The sequence below is a fragment of the Terasakiella sp. 4MB5A genome, from assembly GCF_050058155.1.
GTDB lineage: Bacteria > Pseudomonadota > Alphaproteobacteria > Rhodospirillales > Terasakiellaceae > Terasakiella > Terasakiella halodenitrificans.
The window spans coordinates 1702917-1723231 of the sequence record NZ_CP188815.1; the positions used below are offsets into that span (position 1 = coordinate 1702917).

General features: G+C 43.1%; 11 protein-coding genes. All 11 read left to right on the forward strand.

What is annotated here, in order from left to right:
• The first annotated feature begins 160 nt into the window (after window positions 1-160).
• The 11 genes from ACI0FF_RS07865 (at window position 161) to ACI0FF_RS07915 (ending at window position 20308) form a co-directional block, all read left to right on the forward strand.
• Window positions 161-1756, forward strand: a complete 1596-nt coding sequence (locus tag ACI0FF_RS07865) for a glycosyltransferase family 4 protein (protein WP_419799556.1) — start codon at window positions 161-163, stop codon at window positions 1754-1756.
• On the forward strand, window positions 1753-3885 hold the full coding sequence (locus tag ACI0FF_RS07870) for a heparinase II/III domain-containing protein (RefSeq protein ID WP_419799557.1): 2133 nt from the start codon (window positions 1753-1755) through the stop codon (window positions 3883-3885). Before ACI0FF_RS07865 ends, ACI0FF_RS07870 begins: the two co-directional genes overlap by 4 nt.
• Before the next feature lie 15 nt (window positions 3886-3900).
• The gene (locus ACI0FF_RS07875; protein ID WP_419799558.1) at window positions 3901-5091 is read left to right on the forward strand and encodes a glycosyltransferase; all 1191 of its coding nucleotides are present in this window, start codon (window positions 3901-3903) and stop codon (window positions 5089-5091) included.
• Between the two features lie 275 nt (window positions 5092-5366).
• The gene (locus tag ACI0FF_RS07880) at window positions 5367-7541 is read left to right on the forward strand and encodes a hypothetical protein (protein ID WP_419799559.1); all 2175 of its coding nucleotides are present in this window, start codon (window positions 5367-5369) and stop codon (window positions 7539-7541) included.
• A 44-nt stretch (window positions 7542-7585) separates the two neighbouring features.
• A complete protein-coding gene (gene asnB / locus ACI0FF_RS07885; protein WP_419799560.1) occupies window positions 7586-9592 on the forward strand; it encodes an asparagine synthase (glutamine-hydrolyzing) in 2007 nt (668 codons plus the stop codon).
• A 24-nt stretch (window positions 9593-9616) separates the two neighbouring features.
• The gene (locus ACI0FF_RS07890) at window positions 9617-12433 is read left to right on the forward strand and encodes a radical SAM/SPASM domain-containing protein (RefSeq protein ID WP_419799561.1); all 2817 of its coding nucleotides are present in this window, start codon (window positions 9617-9619) and stop codon (window positions 12431-12433) included.
• Between the two features lie 46 nt (window positions 12434-12479).
• Entirely contained in the window at window positions 12480-13604 is a 1125-nt protein-coding gene (gene wecB / locus ACI0FF_RS07895; protein WP_419799562.1) for a non-hydrolyzing UDP-N-acetylglucosamine 2-epimerase, read from the forward strand.
• Window positions 13594-14841: a UDP-N-acetyl-D-mannosamine dehydrogenase gene (gene wecC / locus ACI0FF_RS07900; protein ID WP_419799563.1), complete on the forward strand. Its 1248-nt coding sequence runs from the start codon at window positions 13594-13596 to the stop codon at window positions 14839-14841. The genes wecB and wecC overlap by 11 nt, the downstream gene beginning before the upstream one ends.
• Complete coding sequence (locus ACI0FF_RS07905) at window positions 14838-16976, forward strand: bi-domain-containing oxidoreductase (RefSeq protein WP_419799564.1); 2139 nt, start codon at window positions 14838-14840, stop codon at window positions 16974-16976. Before wecC ends, ACI0FF_RS07905 begins: the two co-directional genes overlap by 4 nt.
• Window positions 16977-17027: 51 nt before the next feature.
• On the forward strand, window positions 17028-19064 hold the full coding sequence (gene asnB, locus ACI0FF_RS07910; protein WP_419799565.1) for an asparagine synthase (glutamine-hydrolyzing): 2037 nt from the start codon (window positions 17028-17030) through the stop codon (window positions 19062-19064).
• A gap of 14 nt (window positions 19065-19078) precedes the next feature.
• The gene (locus ACI0FF_RS07915) at window positions 19079-20308 is read left to right on the forward strand and encodes a glycosyltransferase family 4 protein (protein ID WP_419799566.1); all 1230 of its coding nucleotides are present in this window, start codon (window positions 19079-19081) and stop codon (window positions 20306-20308) included.
• The last annotated feature ends 7 nt before the right edge of the window (window positions 20309-20315 follow it).

Here is a 20315-nt window from a genome sequence, read left to right on the forward strand (position 1 = left end):
AGTTAAAATCGCTAATGATTGAATGAACTTAAAATCTAAAAGGATCTTGAGTAAAGGAAAATACTATTAAATATCCAAGATTGCTTTCAGGTATGCTAACGGATAGAAATGTTTTTATTGTTTTTTTTATATATTCCCCCCTTTTTATTTCGAGAATCCGATGAAATTGCATAAATCACAAACAACCATTTATATTTATGGACCCGATACTCCTAGTTTGCAGGAGGATGGATTTTTGTGGAATGATTTTAAAAAGGATTTCATGTCCTTGGCGTGCCAGTTTCGGTGGTATCAGTCTGTCGAGTTTGTTTGTCGGGATTTAAATGAATTACCTCGACCTGGGCTACTTTTTCCATTGCTTTACATCATTGGTCGGGGAGCGTTTACGGTACGTGATTTGCAGGGAAGGAAGCAAATACCGGGTTTACGTGGAACGTGTCGTGCTATTTCGAAATTATTCATCGAAAATTTCCAAAAAAAACGAGTCGTCAAGCAGGCGGAAGATTTGTTTTGTCATCTGGCGCAAACTGCGAGGGTTCTCCCCTCCAGGCAAAACATGTCAGGTCGGGTATGTTTTGTTCGTGGTGATATCACACATGCGATTGGAGGGGCTGAAAGCCATACGCGCGGGGTTTTAAATGGATTGGTTGCGCATGGGTGGGAAACAGAAGCACATTTGTGTTACAGGCCCGATTTGATTTCATCAGATGTTTCATTGAGTGTGCATGCTTGTCCCGATATGTTTTTGAACGAGCCGGAAGTACGTCAAATCCAGTACAATATGACATTGTCGAAATGTTTGTTGGAACAATGGATAAAGAAGCCACCAACGTTGGTTTATCAACGTCATGGTGCTTATAGCTTTGCTGGGTTTCGCGGCGCACAGGAACTTCAGATACCTTTTGTGTTGGAATATAATGGTTCAGAAGTTTGGATTACAGATAATTGGGGGGAGCCCCTGAAATATCGCAAGCTGGCTGTGCAAATTGAAAAAACCATTTTGGAGAAAGCTAGCCTTATTGTTTCGATTAGCGAAGTTTTGACACAGCAATTAATTGAACGAGACGTTGATCTTGAGAAAATTGTAACGGTACCTAATGGTGTCGATACATCTGTTTTTCATCCTGATGTGGACGCTTCCTCCTTTAAGGAAAAATATGAGCTAGGTCAGGGACCGGTTTTTGGGTTTATCGGCAGTTTCGGAACATGGCATGGAACGAAATTGCTTCCTGAAATATTTGAAAAATATTGCATTTTGGCAGATGCGCTTGATTTAGCACCTGCGACGTTGATGCTTTATGGGGACGGGAGTGAGCGTGTGGATTGTGAACGTGACGCATCCACACGGATTTTCGGCAAAAATAAAATCATCTTTACCGGACGGGTGGAGGCGCATGAGGCACCAATAGCTCTTGCAGCCTGCGATATTTTGCTTAGTCCCCATGTTGGAAATAAGGATGGAAGCGCATTTTTTGGGTCGCCAACGAAGCTGTTTGAATATATGGCATCAGGCCGTGCGATTGTCGCATCCGATCTTGATCAAATTGGTCAAGTTTTGAAAAAGGATGTGCATGCGTTGACTGTTCCCGCTGGAGATACAACGGCCTTTGCCGAAGCAATGCTAAAATTGGTTCAGGATCATTCTCTTGCTGAACGTCTTGCAGGAAATGCCCGGCAGCTTGCTTGTGAGCAATACAGTTGGGATTCACATGTTGAGCAGATACTACATGCTTTTAAAGGGCGTATTGCATCATGAAACTGCTTTTTCTACTGAAAAAAGTGCGTCATACCCCTCTTCGTGAATTGCCCGGAAAAGTGCGTTTCTTTATGTCGCGGCGATGTCAAAAAGTGATGACCGCTTTACATGATCGTTTTATTTCCCCCTACACGTCACCGTCTAAATATAACGTGAAGTTTAGGCCATTAAGCGACAAGAAAGAACGTTTCCATCTGTCTGTAGAAGATCAACAACGTCTTATGTCTGCAGTACCGTTGTGGATGAACCATGAATTTCAGGTGTTGGGTGTAGGGGCGGTGTCGGCGAATTTTAATGCGGATGTTCCGGGGTTGAAAAATATCAAACTGTCCCGCCTGAGAAATGCTGACAAAGATTTAAAGGTCTTTGAGAGAGATTGTGTGCGATTACGCGCCTTCATTGATCCTGAGTACACCTATATTGACTGGCATAGAGATCGACGAAGCGGTTGGTCTTGGCCCCGGTTGATCCGCCCACAAGAAATTGAATACGGTGTTCCAGAAGGAAGTGATGTCAAAAACCCTTGGGAATTATCCCGCATGCAACATCTTCCATCTATGGCGCTGTATGTTTTGACTTTGGAAAATGCAAATCAGAAGCGTGAAACTTTGGCGGAGATGAGAAATCAAATTTTTGATTTCTGTCAGGCAAACCCACCGGGCTTTGGCGTGAATTGGGCCTGTCCTATGGATATCTCCCTGCGCTTAATCAGTTGGGTCGTCTGTTATGATTTGCTGCGAGACAAAGAGGTTTTATTCACTTCAGTTGAACATAAAGAGTTTATTGCACGGCTGGTGGATCATGCTGAATATATTGAAAAACATATTGAATGGAATTCTTCCGTAAGGGGGAACCATTATTATATCAATTGCCTTGGTCTTTTTGTTGCAGGGGCAACATTGCAGGGACATCCATCACAGGGAAAATGGTTGGCATATGGTGCCGGAACATTTTTGAACGAGACCTCATTGCAATTTTTAAAATCAGGCGGAAATTTTGAAAGCTCTACATATTATCATCGTTTAATGAGTGAAGCTGCTTGTTTTGGTATGGCTGTTTTAATGAAATACCAATCTGAATTGCAAACTCTGTCAGAGCTGTTTATTCAACAAGCTTCAAAAATACCGGGAGGGGATGTGGTCGAGGGCATTTTTCATCAATTCCCAGATATGGTCGCAGATACCCAAGACCGTCTAAGCAAAAGTTATCTATTTTCGGTTTCGTTGATGAATGCAGGCGGTGTTGCACCTCAATTTGGAGACAACGATGGGGGGCGGAGTTTGCCTCTTGTTCCCGATGTAAAGGGGTGCTTTGATTGCCCGCAGGATTGGCCCCGTCATATAGGATTTTGGCAAGGTTTATTTGAAAAAGAAGGCAAAACACTTGAAGCGCAATATTTACAGAGTGTTGCAACGTGTGAACAATCATCCGCGCCAATTGAAGCTGGTGGATATAGGATATTTCCTGATTTTGGTTTGTATGTATGGCAGCAAGTCAATTATCGCTTCTGGTTGAAGGCGTCATCAACGGGGCAACATGGGAATGGCGGGCATGATCATTGTGATTGCTTGTCTTTTGAATTGAGTTGGAAGAATAAGCCTCTCATCATTCAGCCGGGAACGGGTGTTTATACGCCTTTACCTACCATAAGAAATAAACACCGTGATGCCAGCTTCCACAACGGGCCGGTTGGTGAGAAAAAAGTCAATCATTACTTTGGAAAAGGGCCTGAGGAATTATTTAAAATTTTGCATTCGGCAAAAGTGAATATTCAATCGTGTAATGAACATGAAATACTTGCATCGTTTGAACAAAATGGAGAGGTGTTTTCCCGTTCTGTACGCTTTAAGGAAGATAGAATAGACTTTGAAGATAAATGTGAAACTTCTCCGCATGAATATGTTCATGTGCTTTTGATTTTACCTGCCTCATTACTGATTCAAGATAAAGAGGGAGAGGGCGTCGAGATTGATATGGGGGGTTTTTTGTTGCAATTAAAAGGGAATGCATCAAAAATCCAAATTGGACGTGATGAATATTCTCCAACTTATGGTGAATTCTTACCCTGTGTTACATTGTCATTGACGCAACAAAATAGTTTACGCTGGTCTATTTCCGAGAAAGCATAAATATGATGGGGATTGATGTCTAAAACGGTGGTCTTTTTCACATGGGAATTCTGGTCTGGCCCTATACATATTTCAGCGCATGCACTTGCTAAAACGTTTGTTGAAGATGGCTGGAAGGTCGCGTTTGTAACCGTTCCGTTATCACCCCTTCATAGTCTTTTGTCTTCTTCGCTGACAACAAACAGGCGTAAGGAGCTTGGACGTGATAAGGGGGAATGGTTTATGGAGGATCGTTTGTGGGCGTATGTGCCAAATGAATGGTTGCCACCGCAAAATCAACCCTCAAACAAGGTTCTTGGTTTTTTTTATAAGTTTTTACGTAAGCTGTTGCCACAATCTTCCCCCAATTTGGTTGAGTTACTCAAAGAAAACGGGTTTGATGAGCCAACGCTTTCGATACTTGATTGCGCTTATTTCTTGCCCGTTTTATCGAAGATATATCCGCAGAAAGTCATACAGCGTATTACAGATTTAACGGATGCGTTTCCCAATATGGCATCTCAGTATGGCCGGTGGGAGTGTCTCGGGGCACAGCAGGCTGATTTGGTGACTTACAGTTCTCAAGGATTGAAAGAATATGCACAAGCGCTGGGGGCGCGTAAAATAACTTTTATTCCGCATGGTGTTGATTTGGATCTTTTTTCCAAACCACAAGGCGTTCCAATAGAATATAAACAAATGAACAGTCCTATTGCCGTTTATGTCGGGACGATTGGCGAATGGTTTGATTTTGAAGCGATGGAGGTGGCGGCAAAGGCTCTTCCAGAAGTACAGTTCGTTATTATTGGACTGGGAAATAAGTGTCCTGTGGATTTAGAAAAGTGGGTTGTGGATTTCCCCAATCTCCATTTCTTAGGAATGAGGCCGCATAGTCAAATCCCAGCCTACCTGCAACATGCAGATGTCGGGCTGATACCTTTTCGTTTAACTGGCAATGAGGCGTTTGTGAATGCGATTAATCCAATTAAAGTCTACGAATATCTAGCGTGCCATTTGCCTATTGTCTCATCACCGCTACCAAGTTTGACAGCATTAAAACAAAATCATCAGCCCCTTTTCTTTTATGAAATGCCTGCAGATGTTGTTACCCAACTTGGTAATGCCTTGATGTGTAAGAAGGAAACCTCATGCAAAACAGGAAATGCTTTAGGTTGGAAGGTTGTTAAAAATCAGATTTTAGATAGCTTGTATGAAAGCAAAAGTTAATATCAACTGACCTAAGAGGCAGGGTAAATTCCTTTATGCTTGTCTTGAAGACTTGAACGGAATAGAAAACGGGATAAGTTGGTCTTTGAAAAGAAGATGGTCAATTACGGATATCTATCCGCACCCTAACGTCGCCGAGTGATTTTATGAAGTGTATTGCTATTAGTCATTCCTCTCGTCCTTTTTATGATAAGAGGTGTTCTATCAACGTTTTAAACGAACGTTTTGGAGAGAGGGGAGACTTAACTCAGTCAAGATATGAAGATCAGCCCAGCATGAAAGAAGCTGTGGATTTTACGGGTAACCTTTCAATTTGGGTGATGAATGATAGCGATGGAGTTCCGCAATTAGAGTTTTTAGGGAAGTTAGAGCCAGACTATAAAGTTCAATCTGCCCTATTTATCCGTAACTGGCTCGTGGTGTTAGGAAGTGATCGTATCGAAATTTACGATCCCGGGTTTGAAAAAGTGAAAGACATTCGCCATCCACTTTTGTGTGGGGGCCATATGTTGTGTAAAGCCAAGAAAAATTCGATATGGGTCACGTGTGCACCGGGGGATTTGGTTCTTCGGTTTGACTTGGATAGCGGAGAGTTGCTCGAAAAACGACCAGTAGGGCACCAAATTATACAGGGCGTTAGTTATCCAGAGGATGCCGATTTTTCTCAACATTATATTCCAACAGATTTACAACGCTGTCATGTTAATGCGGTGGAAACAGTTGGGGCGACAGATACTTTACTCGTGACGCTTTGGATACAGGGAATGGTTGCTTCATTGGATGCAAATGGAAAGTTGTATCCGATTGTCGAAGGCTTTCGTGGTTGTCATGGGGGACGTTTTCTAGGGAACTCCGCGAGAACAATGTATTTCACTGATAGTGCAGGTGGGGCATTATGGTTGGTGGATATGAATACGGGCCAACTTAAAAAACGCGTGGATTTTGATTGTAAATGGCTCCACGACGCCCTGTGCATTGATGATGATGTTGTTTTGGGAATGGTTGCGGATAAAAACCGTTTTGAATTGCGCTCAATTACTGATGGGACGGTTTATCAATCTGTTTCTACCGATACTCTTGGTGAAACGATGATGTTCGCTACGCACAGCAATTGCGGAAAAGGGTGGACTGACTTTTTCCGAAGAACAGTACGACAGGATTTAGACACTATTCCTGTAGAAGATGAACGAAAAGGCACAGAACGACAACTTGTGGACCTACTGGATGAGGTTTCTTTTTATCCAAGTGTTGAAGAACTCAAAACACGACAAAGTTGGTTTATCGAAGAGGGCAAGCGCGATACTTACTTGTTGATTTCTGATACATTTATGTTGCCGGCTGGCTATTATAAACTTTCATCCCGGTTTGAAATAAAAGTGGGACGATTGAGTGTGGGGCTGCAATATTTTGATGGCAGAGAGTTTGTTTGGCTTGAAAACGAAAATATTGATGCAACGCGTTGTCTTTATAATATTGAGTTCGAATTTAAAGAAAAAACGATTGTCCGTTTTGTAATTGCAAGTGCTGAAAATGGGTGTTGTGATTTCGCATTACCTGAAATCAAGTTGTCCTGTTATGACAACGTTCTTGCACGTTTTATAACTGAGAAAAATTTGATTCTACAGGGGCTCAAAGATGAGAAACGCGTTGTTGGTGATAGCGTTGGTATATGGACATGGTTGCCGAAAAAACAATATGACGGTTTTAAGAAATATACCAATGTGATATCGGATCAAATTTTTAAGACACATTCTGATATCAGCAATCAGATGATCGTCAGCACGACGGCAACCTGTCTTTTTAATGCAAATTATAAATTGGATATAACCATAGAAATTCTTTCAGGTGATATCGCCATTGGATTTATTTCAAAGAAACATAACAAGTGGATCTGGCAAAAACAGTTAAAATCATCACAGGTTTTTCATTCCTTGGATGTTAAGCTTGAAGGTGTTGCTTATCTTGCAGCTGGCGAAGAGTGTGATTTTGTAATTTCAGGTGCAAATTCTGAACAACGCGAAAAATGTGAAATTATTCTGCATAGCGTGGAGCTAGAAAGATATATTCCTCTCATTTATAGCCCGAATAAACTTATGCTATGTGCTGATCCTCAACATGCTGAGTTAATGGGAATAAACCCGTTTATATCCCATAAAGCGTTGACATACGAGAATGTTGAACGGATCGGCTCATGTAAGTTTGAGGCCGGGAAATGGGAGGTTACTCTCATTGCGGATATTTTCGAGGGCGATATTTGCATCAGTTTATTAGATAAATCTAAAAATAGCTGGGTCTGCCAACTTCCTTTCGATAAAGCACATGGGCTTATTAAAGGGGAGTTAATCCTAAAAGAAAATGTAGATTTGGAAATTTGGATTGTTGCATTTAATCAGGATGAGCCCTGTTTTGTAGACGGTAAGTTGAAATACTTGACCTTCGAAAAGAAATAATGCAATTGTGGGCTTCAAAATTTAATGGAATGAGGTATTGACGAGTGTGTGGGTTAGTAGGATCTTTTCATCCTAAGGGTGCAGCAGCGACAGATGAGGTAATCAACCGGATGCGTGACCGAATGACGCACCGGGGGCCTGACGGAGCCGATACATGGCGAGATGGGCGCAATAAATGTGCGCTTGCACACCGCAGGCTTTCGATTATTGATTTGAGCACAGCTGCTAGTCAGCCTATGAAAAACGATGATGGTAGTATTGTCATTGTTTTTAACGGTGAAATTTACAACCACGCTGAAATTCGCGCTGAAATATCTGCAAAACGTGAGATCAACTGGCAGACAGATCATTCGGATACTGAAGTTATTTTGCGGGCCTACGAAATGTGGGGTGTGGATTGCGTTGACAAATTTTATGGTATGTTTGCCATTGCTATTTATGACCAACGCGAAATAAACAACCCAAAACTGCACTTAATTCGTGACCGTGTCGGTGTTAAACCACTTTACATTTCTAAGCTGCCCAGTGGAGAGTGGATTTTCGGGTCGGAAATCCGTGCACTTTTGGAGCACCCTCAGCGCTCGCGCGAAATGGACAAAACAGCATTCTGGCATTATCTGACATTCATTGTTGCACCTGCCCCTTTGACCCTATTTAGGGACATCTTCAAGTTGCCTGCGGGCACGCGGGTTACTATTGATGCACAGGGTGAGGCGGTTTCCCAGCAATGGTGGGATTGTGCGCCGAGCAAAAAAGATATGTTCCGCGAGAAAGATCTGAGCTTTGATGAAGCTAGTGATGAATTCTTGCGTTTGATGCGTCAGTCTATTTCTCGCCGGATGGTCAGTGATGTACCGTTTGGTGTTTTATTATCCGGGGGTGTGGATTCCAGTTTGAACGTCGCCTTGATGTCAGAATTGATGGATCAGCCCGTTAAAACTTTTACCGTTGGGTATGAAACACACGCTGAGTTCAATGAGTATGATTATGCAACTCAGCTATCAAAACGTTATAATACTGATCACCATGAGGTTCGTATCAATTCTGACGAAGCCTTGGATTTCTTGCCAAATTTGGTTGAAATTCAAGATGAACCGATTGCGGACAACGTTTGTATTCCCCTTTATTTCCTGTCTAAACTGGTTCGTGATAGCGGCACAACAGTTGTGCAGGTAGGTGAAGGTGCAGATGAAAACTTCTTAGGTTACTGGTGGTGTGATCACTACCGTCAAAAATATGAAAACCTTTATCGACCAATGAGAGATAACGGTCGAACATCTTTCTTACAACGCTTGCTTGGTAAAACCAAAAATTTCATCCCGACTTTGAATGATGGCGAAGATGAATTAATTAAAAAGCGTTTTGAAAACGGGCAGCAACTTTTTTGGGGTGGTGCGGTTTGTTGGTGGGGCGATATGCGTGACCAATTGACGCCTAATACAGGTCCGTTCCAGCAAGAAGTCAATTGTCCCGTAAAGGGGATGATGCCGGATAGTCATCGTGAATATGATAGCTCCAAAGTTGTTGGGCACTATTTGGATAAGCTTAGCGGCAAACTGACGGAGCCGGAAATTCTCCAGCAAATTCCTTATTTGGAAATGAAGTTGCGTTTATCCGAACATTTACTGATGCGTGTTGATAAGATGACAATGGCGCATTCTATTGAAGCGCGCGTACCATTTCTGGATCATGATATGGTTGAGTTTGCCCGTCGTTTACCTCCGTCTTATAAGCTGGATGACGGCCTTGGTAAAAAGCTTGTTAAGAAAGCTGCTGAACCTTATGTGGACCACGAACTCCTTTATCGTCGTAAGCAAGGGTTTGGTGCGCCGATGGATAAATGGTTTACCGAAGAGCGCTTTGGTAAACGTTGTCTTGATATGTTCGAAAATTCGACAATCAAGAAAGAAGGCTATTTCGATAATGAGTATATCGGCGATTTGTTGAAAAATCAGGTTGATGGCAAGATTAATTACGGTTTCCATTTGTGGACCGTTATGAATGCCGTCATGTGGCATGAACGCTGGATTGCCAATGAGTCTGCCGGTTAACAGAAAATAGATATTGAAAATATAATGACAACTATTTCCCCAAATGCGTTAAGTGATATCCAAGGTTCCTGGACTGAGATTTTAGATACGGACCCTGTTCCTGCTACAGCGCGCTCTCAAGAAGAAGATACGCAACGCCTGTTTGTTTCCTCTGATTTTGAATTAGAAGTGCGTTATCTCTATATGTTCGTCCTGCGATATAATGCGAAACGTGCAGGTGGGGTTACCTTCGGTATACGTCGCTCGTCCAATAAAGAATGGTTGCGATATAAAACAGCTGTTGAAGAGGGAGAACAGGAAATCGGCATAAGCTTTTATGCTGAACGTGCCGGTGTGTTCCATCTGGCGATTGAGCCGGATACTTACACTGAACAGTCAAATGTCGAACTCTCTGATATTAAAGTGGAAGTTATTAAGGGGGATCAAGCACAAGAACGTATTGCTGCTGAAATCTCAACTTATTTACCACATTGGGGGCCTGTAAAACGCAAAGTCCATGACTGGTGCCGTGAATATAGCTGGTTTAACGGGCTGGTAGCCCAGTTGGAAATGCGTTTTGATAAAGAAGAAGTTCTTTCCTTACCTCAATTTATGTCTTTCTGCCCGACGGGACAATGCAATGCATCGTGTGAGTTCTGTTCTGTTACTGTGAACCGTACAGGCGTTATTAAGCGCCAATTGCCGATGGATCGTTTGCGCCAACTGGTTGCCCCTGTGGCGAAAGTCGTGCGTATGTTTGGTTTAGAGGGAAATGGCGAACCAACGCTCTATCGCGAGTTTGATGAATTAAACAGTCTGTTGCGTCAAAACAGTGCAAAAGTATATTTGATCACGAATGGTTCTATGTTGCGCGAAGATCAAATCCCTGATTTGTTAGGGTTTGAATCTATTAACTTTTCTTTGAATGCAGCGTCAGCTGAGACGCACAAAAAAGTTATGCGTTTGAAGAATTTTGATCATATTGTGGATATCATTTCAAAACTGACCGTTGCAAAGAAAAACCGTGTCGTCGAGCTCATGGATGAGCCGCATATTTCTGTATCATTCGTAATTACCAATGATAGCATCCATGAAATTGTTGATTTCATTAAAATGGCAGATCAGGATATGAAGGTTGATAAAATCTTCTTACGTCCGTTGTCGGAAATTGCTACCGAATTGGGTGCAAACGAAGATTTCCGTGATTTGGTGCCTTATGAAAATGATGTTCAGGATGCCTTGGCGGAAGTTGAACATTATCAAAATAAAGTCGGTGTTAAGAACAGTCTTCTTTATATTGATCCCAGCGCATTCCGTGCGGTACGCCCCGATCCGATTGATCGCTTGGTACGTCCAAAAGGGTTTGAGAATAGTTTCTTGTTGCCCCGTGAAAATCTTTGGAATTTCAAAGATCAGGTGTCAGGGGAAAGCCTTTTAAATATGATGAAACTTTCAACCGTAGTGACGGCGAAAGATGAAGAGCTGTGTACGCTTCCTTTAATCCCGGTTTTAAATGGTGAGAAACCTAAATTCAAACTGGACTATGTTCATCAGGGCGTGCCCGTTCAATTGGTCTTTAAAGGATCAAATGGCACGGAGATCTCCAGACATATTATGGAAGATGTCGGGGAAGGCGTGGCTCAGTCTTTGGAAATCACCCTTGATTTGCCGGATGGAACAAATGGTGTGTTTGTCTCCTTGCTTGGCGGTGATGCAGAAGGTGAATTTAAGGCTGAATGGACTGTGGAACGTTTCCGTGTTCCCGGTCGTGGTTTACGCAAAGAATTTAAATTGCCACATCCCGGAAAGTGGGAAATGTCGGTTGAAGGCGTCGGTTTGAACTGGGAAGGCAGCAAAGTCTCTCTGGAATGGCACGGTAAACCGGGGCCGTATCTGTTGAAGAACTTTTCTGTTGAAACCTTCCGCAACGAACAGATTTCTATTCCTGTTAAAGTTAAGGTTGAAAGCGGTGAGTTGGTTATCGGTGTCTTGTCGGAAGATTTCAGTTCATGGGAACAAAAATTTACATTTGAAAAAGGCACCCATGATACGGCTTTGGAATGGAATACAGGCGACAACCGACGGGTTCAGTTGGTTATGTTCCAAAAATCTAAAACCGAACCGCTGATGGCTTCTGTTGATTGGTTGGATATTTTAGAGCCTCTGCCCAAGCGGGGGTCGAAAGATGCTGAAGAAAGTAAGCCTCTGACATCGGTTGCTTTCAAAAACAATGAACTCGACGAAGGTGCTCAATCCGCTGAAGTGTCTGTAGACAAGCCCGGTTTCTTTAAACAAATGGGAGAGGGTATTTCGGGGGCATGGTCAAATTTCACAGGGGCTTTCTCTCAAGCTTTCAATGGCCCGGACTATACAGGTAAGCAAAGTTGGCTTCATCGTTTCTTATGGGGTAAAGAACGGTTTTATTGCCAAAAACCATGGACGGATCTGAATAACTTCTCTGTTGATGGTCGAATTGATGTGTGTTGTATCGCAACAGGCCCCAGTCAGGCAAAATATCAATGGGGTAACCTGTTATTTCAAAGTTTCCAAGAAGTCTGGAATAGTAAGGTTGCACAGGAATTTCGTCGTACAGTAAATGGGAAAGACCCGTTGCCGCCTTGTGCACGATGCCCTATGACGAAGTCGTTTCAGGCACCTTATTTTGATTACCTGATTACACTTCATGAAATTTATCAACGTATTTTGCGCTTTTCTGTGTTCGGAAAGCCTCTTTGGAATGTACCGGGTGGGCGTGGGATTGCTCTGACCTTATATGGGCCTTGCCATTTATTCGTACACCTGTTCCTGATGCGTGGTTTTAAGCGTAAGTGGGGATGGCATGATGTCACCCGACGTGGTTAAGTCTTTTCATTTTTTTGAGGCATATGCTTAGGGGGCATAGAAAAGGTTGAAAGTTTTATCGGTATTTGGAACGCGTCCAGAAGCCATTAAAATGGCACCGGTTGTTAAAGCTCTGGCTCAGTTATCTGGGGCTGAAAGTCGGGTCTGTGTGACGGGACAGCATCGTGAGATGTTGGATCAGGTGGTTAATATTTTTAATCTTCAGGTTGATTACGACTTGAAAATTATGAAACCTAATCAGACGCTTTCTACCGTAACGGTGGGAATTCTGGAAGGTCTGCAAAATATTTTCAAGGAGTGGCGTCCCGATGTTGTTCTCGTTCATGGGGACACAACCTCCACAATGGCAGCTTCACTTGCAGCATATTATGAGAAAATTCCGGTTGGTCATGTCGAAGCCGGTTTGCGTAGCGGGGACATGGATAATCCATGGCCGGAAGAATTCAATCGCCGTTTTTGTGATTTGGTGACACGTTTTTATTTTGCACCAACCGAAAAATCTGCACAAAACTTGCGTGATGAAAATGTGCCGGAAGATCGTATCTTTATTACAGGGAATACGGTCATTGATGCTTTATTGGAAATGAGCGCTATCTTAAAATCGGATGAAGGACGTGCATCACGTATTGCTGCACCGTTCGATTTCCTGGATTTTGATAAGAAATTAATTTTGGTAACAGGGCATAGACGCGAAAGTTTTGGTGAGAAGTTTGATAACATTTGTCACGCACTAAAAGAAATCAGTGCACGAACTGATGTGCAAATTCTGTATCCTGTGCATTTAAATCCGAATGTTCGTGAGCCTGTAAATCGTATTCTAAAAGATACCGATAATGTGTTCCTTATTGAGCCGCAAGATTATGAGAGTTTCGTCTACTTAATGAATCGTGCTGATATTGTTTTGACGGATTCAGGGGGTATTCAGGAAGAGGCACCATCATTGGGCAAGCCTGTTTTGGTTATGCGCGATGTGACTGAACGCCAGGAAGCCATCGATGCCGGTATTGCAAGATTAGTAGGAACGAAAACCGAGACAATTGTGTCGGAAATGTTCCGCCTCCTTGATGACGCAAATGCTTATCAGGAAATGTCACAAGCAGCAAACCCGTTTGGTGACGGAACTGCCGCTCAACAAATTGCAGATATTTTAAGAGATTATTATGAACTTTAAGAAAATTTGTGTCGTAGGACTTGGCTATATTGGTTTGCCGACAGCTGCAACATTTGCAAGTCGCGATGTTGAAGTTATGGGGGTTGATGTCAACGAAGATGTGATTGCCTGTATCAATAATGGGGAAGCACATATTGTCGAACCGGATCTTGATTATATCGTTCAAGGGACTGTGGCATCCGGCAAGTTGAAAGCTTATAATGCTCCGCAAAAGGCAGAGGCATTCATTATTGCAGTCCCAACGCCCTTACGCGATGGTCGTTACCCGGATATCGGAATGGTAAAAGAAGCCACAGCATCGATTGCACCGGTGTTGGAAAAGGGGAACCTCGTTATTCTGGAATCAACGTCACCCGTTGGCACAACTGAAATTATTCAGGATATTTTGAAAGAAGCACGCCCGGATCTGACATTTCCTTGTGATGCAGGTGACGACAGTGATATTTCAATCGCTTATTGCCCTGAACGAATTTTGCCGGGACGCCTGTTGATTGAATTGGTTGAAAATGATCGTATCATCGGTGGTTTGAGTGCACATAGTGCAAAATTAGCTTGTGATCTTTATGGCGCATTTGTTGTTGGCAAGATGTTGAGAACAACAGCACCGACGGCAGAAATGGTAAAACTGTCGGAAAATACATACCGTGACGTAAATATTGCTTTGGCAAATGAGCTGGCTTTGGTCTGTCGTGAAAAAGGGATTGATCCCTGGGAAATGATCAAATTAGCCAACCACCACCCACGCGTAAATATTTTGAGCCCTGGTCCCGGTGTTGGGGGACACTGTATTGCCGTTGATCCCTGGTTTGTAGTTGACAGTGCACCTGAAATTGCAAAGCTGGTGAAGACAGCTCGCTTGGTAAACGAAGCACGCCCTGGTCAGGTTGTCGCTGAAATTCAACAGATGGCATCAGAATTCAAGCATCCGAAAATCGCTTGTTTAGGACTGGCATATAAGCCCAATATTGATGATATTCGGGAAAGTCCGGCAGTAGATATTGTGAAAGAATTGGCTGAAAAAGCACAAGGTGAAGCTCAATTACTTGTTGTCGAACCATATTTGGAAAAGCTGCCGAAACAACTTGATAAAGAAAATATCAAACTGGTGAATTTGGAAACAGCTTTGAACGACGCACATATTGTTGTTTTGCTTGTTGATCATAATGCCTTTGTTGATTTGTCTTTAAAAGACTTGAAAAACAAAGTTATTTTGGACACACGTGGGGTTTGGAATTGAAGCAAGTCTGCCAAAAAGCAGGCCGAATTGAAGTGCTGGAAACGCCCCAGCCGGATATTCCTGAATTAGGGTTGCTTGTAAAAACATCTTTCAGCTGCATTAGCGCAGGCACAGAACTGGCAGGACTTGGTTATGCTGAGATGCCGATGTGGAAGAAGGCCTTGAAGAATCCTGATAAGATTCAAAAAGCCTTCAAGATGATGCAAGAAAGAGGGTTGCAAGAAACATGGCGTAAGGCAAAGGGGGAGCTTGCTCCCCCGACAGCACTTGGATATTCAGCTTCTGGTATTATCGTCGGCGTTGGGGACCGTGTAGAAGGTTTTTGTGTCGGTGATCGTGTGGCCTGTGCAGGGGCCGGTTTTGCCTCTCATGCTGAATATATTTCGATACCAGTTAATTTAGCTGTTCCCATCCCGTCGCAAGTCGGGTTGGATGAAGCTTCCACCGTTGCGATTGGTGGGATTGCGATGCAGGCTTTGCGTCGTGCAACCCCTCAATTAGGTGAAACGGTTGTTATTGTGGGTTTAGGCCTGATCGGTAATCTGCTTGTACAATTTGCGAAAGCTGCGGGGTTACGTGTCATTGCTGTTGATACGGATGAGACACGGCTTAATTGGGCAAAGCTTGCGGGTGCAGATTTTTGTTTGAACGCGACAGGAGATGCTCTTTTAAAAGATTGTCAACATCAAACTGGGTTGCGTGGTGTGGATGCCGTATTTGTTACGGCAGGAACACAAAATAGACAGCTGGTGAATACGGCGGTTGAACTTTGTCGTCGCAAGGGAAAAGTCATTGTTGTTGGCGATGCGAAAATAGATCTAGATCGTGAACCGTTATATAAACGCGAAGCGGACGTACTGATTTCGACCTCTTATGGTCCTGGACGTTATGATCCAGATTACGAAATCTTAGGAAATGATTATCCATTCGATTATGTTCGGTGGACTGAAAATCGCAATATGGCATCATATCTTGCCTTGATTGATGAAGGTAAGGTTGATCTCCATCTAGCTAAACTTGCCCATATTCGTTCTGTGGATGAAGCACCCCAATTATATGATAAAATGAAACCTGAGGCGGTTGATCGCCCACTATTTGGATTGTTCTCGTACAATTCAGAGGCGGCATCTTTGGCTTCTGGGTGGGATGAAACCGCGTCTGTACAGGCAACAGGTAAAATTGGTGTGGGCCTGATTGGTGCAGGTGAGTTTGCACAAGGGATTCATTTGCCGAAGTTATGTGATCATAATGATTGTGATCTTGTTGCACTTGCGACCCGCCAGCCTGCAGTGGCTGCTGGATTGGCGCAAAGTTATAAAATCAAGGATGTTTATGTCGATCCAAATGAATTGATAAATAATCCTGCGGTTCATCTGGTTTATATTACGACAAGACATGACAGTCATGGCAAACTTGTTCTTTCGGCTTTGCGTGCCGGAAAGCATGTTTTTGTAGAAAAACCACTGACACTTGATCAGGATGAATTTCTAGAAATCCGCGAAGAATTTGAAAAACGACCGGACCAGATATTGTTTGTTGGTTTCAATAGACGTTTTGCGCCGGGTACTGTTGCACTTATCAATGCATTAAGAGAGCGAAAAAATCCGTTAATGGTTTCTTATCGGATGAATGCGTTGGCATTACCGCAAAATCATTGGACGCGTGGACCTATGGGCGGCGGGCGCAATCTGGGGGAAGGTTGCCATATTTATGATTTCTTCCAGTCCGTTATTGGTTATCCAGCTGTGAATGTCCAATCAATGACCATTGGTGGAACATCGGCGGATAAAGCAATGAAGCAGGAAAATTTTTCTACTCAAATCCGCTATGAAGATGGTTCAATTGCAAATCTGATTTATACGTCATTAGGGCATAAAAATTTAGATAAGGAAAAAGCCGAGATTTTTGCTGATGGCCATGTCTATGATTTTGGTTATGATAAAGTGACGGACTTGGCATCTGGGGCGACCTTATGGCAAGGTGATTTGGATAAAGGTCACGGTGATATGATTGATTGCTTGATCCGTTTTGTAAAGGATCCGTCAAAAGGTCGAGATATTTGTCGTCAGCAAGTTGCAAATATGGAAACCACTTTGCGTGCCGAGGAAGAGTTCTGGCGCCCCGTACAGAGCTAGCTTTTATTTGAACAGACGCAGGCTGTTAAGTAAGCCAATAGGTGAAGATAGATGTGTGGTATCGTCGGAGTTGCGTTAAGTGGAGATGCAGAACGCACTTTGTCTGTGGATCTTCTCAAGACCTTGAGTGATACCATGCACCATCGGGGGCCTGATGCAGATGGTCAATGGCTTAATAAATCAAAAAAAGTTGGTTTTGGGCACCGCCGATTAAAAATCGTCGATTTGGAAGATACTGCCAATCAGCCTATGGTTTGGCGAAGTTCGAACAAAAAAGATGTTGTTCTTTGTTACAATGGCGAAATTTATAATTTTCGTGAATTACGTCAACAACTGGAACGGTCTGGGCGGACGTTTGTGACAGATCATTCTGATACGGAAGTTCTGCTGCAGGGATATTTATGCTGGGGCCTTGATGAGTTACTAAAAAAAATTCGTGGTATTTTTGCGTTTGCCATTTATGACGAGCGATATGAAAAGCTGTTTTTAGCGCGTGATTTTGCCGGAATTAAACCACTGTATCTGACCCGACAAGGCAATCAATTGATCTTTGCGTCTGAAATGCGCGCGATTTTAGCCATGCCGGGTGTGGAAAAAAAACTCAATCGTCTTGCCCTGCGCCATTACCTCTCTTTTTTGTCTGTGAGTGCGCCTTTTACCTTGATGAAGGGTGTCTATAAACTTCCTCCGGGTCACTTGTTGGAATGTGATTTAAATACTTTTTCGATGCAGACCCGACGTTATTGGGTCGCAACAAACCATGATACAGGGAATTTATTTGAACAAGGGCTAACCGTTACGGATCCAGAGGTTGCAACCTTAAAAGTTCGTGATCTCTTGTTTGAAATTGTTGAACAACAACTGGATGCAGACGTTCCAGTTGGACTTTTTTTATCCGGTGGAATTGATTCAAGTGCCATTCTTGCGTTGACACGGAAGATTACGGGTAAACGGATGGATAGCTTCTCTGTTCGGTATGATGAGGAGAATTATCTGGATGAGTCCGTATTTGCGCAGGAATTTGCAGCCCAAATGGGGGCTTCTCATACCAATATAACCCTTAGTGAAGAAGATGTTTTTGCAGACTGGCATTCTATTGTAGAAGCGCAAGAAGATCCACTTGCTGATTGGGTATGTATGCCCATTTATGCGTTGGCACGGGAAGCTCATCAAAAAGGGCTGCGTACGGTTATGGTGGGAGAAGGGGCCGATGAGCCTTTCTTCGGCTATATGCATTATTATGACAGTCTACGCCGTCATGATAAATGGTGGCATGCAGGCCAATCCATGATTGGGGGGCACCCTCTTTCGAAAGGAGTGGCATCTATTATTGAGCAGCTTCCTGCTGATCAGCCTGGAATTCTCTCTCGTTTAGATTATTTAAGTCGTTTTCTTCGAAAGGAACCGCAGTTCTTATCCGGGGCAATTGGGTTTTATGATCTTAATGCGCAATGGATTTGTCCGTCCTTTCCACAGGAAAATGAAAGAGTGGAAATTGAGTTTGATTTATCTACGCTTGGGATGGATGCAAGTTGTGAGATTTTATTGAGTGCACGGGCTGCGGCGTCTCATTCATTATTGAAATTGAAAACAGATTATAAACAGGCCGATATCTGCCAACAGATGATGATGCGTGAGTTGGACCATCGTTTACCTGAATTACTGTTGATGCGAGTTGATAAAATGACAATGGCTCATAGTATCGAAGCTCGAGTTCCTTTTTTAGATCATCGCCTTTTGGAATACATGGCAGGATTATCTCGTTCTGTGCGCTTGTCTGGTGCAAATGGAGGGGGATATACAAAGCCTATTTTGAAAAACGCATTAAAGGGCATTTTACCGGATGAAATTTTAAATCGCCCCAAAACCGGTTTTGGGACACCTATGTCCAAATGGTTGAAAGGGCCTGTTGCCCGTTCTGAAATTGATAAGTTATTGAGCAGCCCCTTATTGCAAGAAGGATATTTGGATGAAACCCGGGTGAAATATCTTGTTCAACGCCATTTGAATGATCAAACGGAATGTAGTCAAATGATTTGGGCCTTGATAAACTTGGATGCTTGGCATCGTAGCCACTGCCTATCGTGAGCTTAGGATAGATTATGTCGATTCTTATCTTAAATGACCATGCGACAATTACAGGCGGGGCTGCAAAAGTGGCGATTTCGGAGGCGGTCGGGCTCGCAAATGTTGGTAAAAAAGTTCACTTTTGGGCGGGGGGTAACACTTTTGACCCCCTTCTCGATCATCCAAATATATCGGTGAAGTTAAGCGCTCAGGAGGACCCTTTAACACAATTGGGTGCATCGCCAATCGTTGCGTTGAAAGGTGCGTTTCATAATACTTTTTTTGTAAAGATGATGAAAGAGTGGTTCGATGAAATCAATGGAGAAGACCCCGTTGAGATTGCTCATATCCATGCTTATTCTAAAATCCTAACTGGCAGCGTGATTGAACCCCTGCGGGAGATGGACCTTACAAGAGTTCTCACTTTGCATGACTATTTTTCCGCCTGTCCAAATGGTGGCCTCTATAATTACAGTACTCAAGCAAATTGCGGATATACTCCACTGGGGATGTCTTGCGTTTTCTGCTCGTGCGACTCACGTAATATGGCTTTTAAAATGTTTCGTGTACTGCGACAGAAACGATTTCAAACTGACGGTATCCCCACAGATATAGACGGTTTTATTGCCGTCACAGATTTTAGTCGACGGGTGTTGGAGCCATTTCTGCCAATAGATCGTACGATTACGACACTTTTGAATCCAATAGCACTAGATAGATATGATGTAGTGGATGTAGCACAAAATGATGTCTTTCTATCTTCAGGACGAATTTCACCAGAAAAAGGTATGGACATATTTGCTTTAGGCTGTGAACGGGCTGCCGTGAAAGGCAAAATTGTTGGTGCAGGGTCGCAATTCGAAGAGTTGAAGCAGCGTTTTACTCAATTGGATTTTACAGGATGGTTGACGGGCAAGGATTATATCCATGCCTTTTCCCAAGCACGTGCTTTTGTTATGTCATCCCGGTGGCAGGAACCAGAGGGGCTCGTTTATTTGGAGGCTGCTGCCCATGGAATTCCAATTATTGCGGCATCTAATACGGCTGCAGAGCAATTTGTCCGAGAGTTCGATGCTGGAAAAGTCTTTCCTAATGGTGATGTGCAGGCCTTGAGCCAGATCTTGAAAGATATTTCCCTAAATGATACGTGGGTCGTGGAAAAAGGAAGAAATGCGAGGCTAGGATTAGAAAGCCAATCAAGAGACATGCCTACGCATATTCAAAACTTACTAAAAATTTATGCTGAAACGATAAAAATAAAATAGTTGGTAT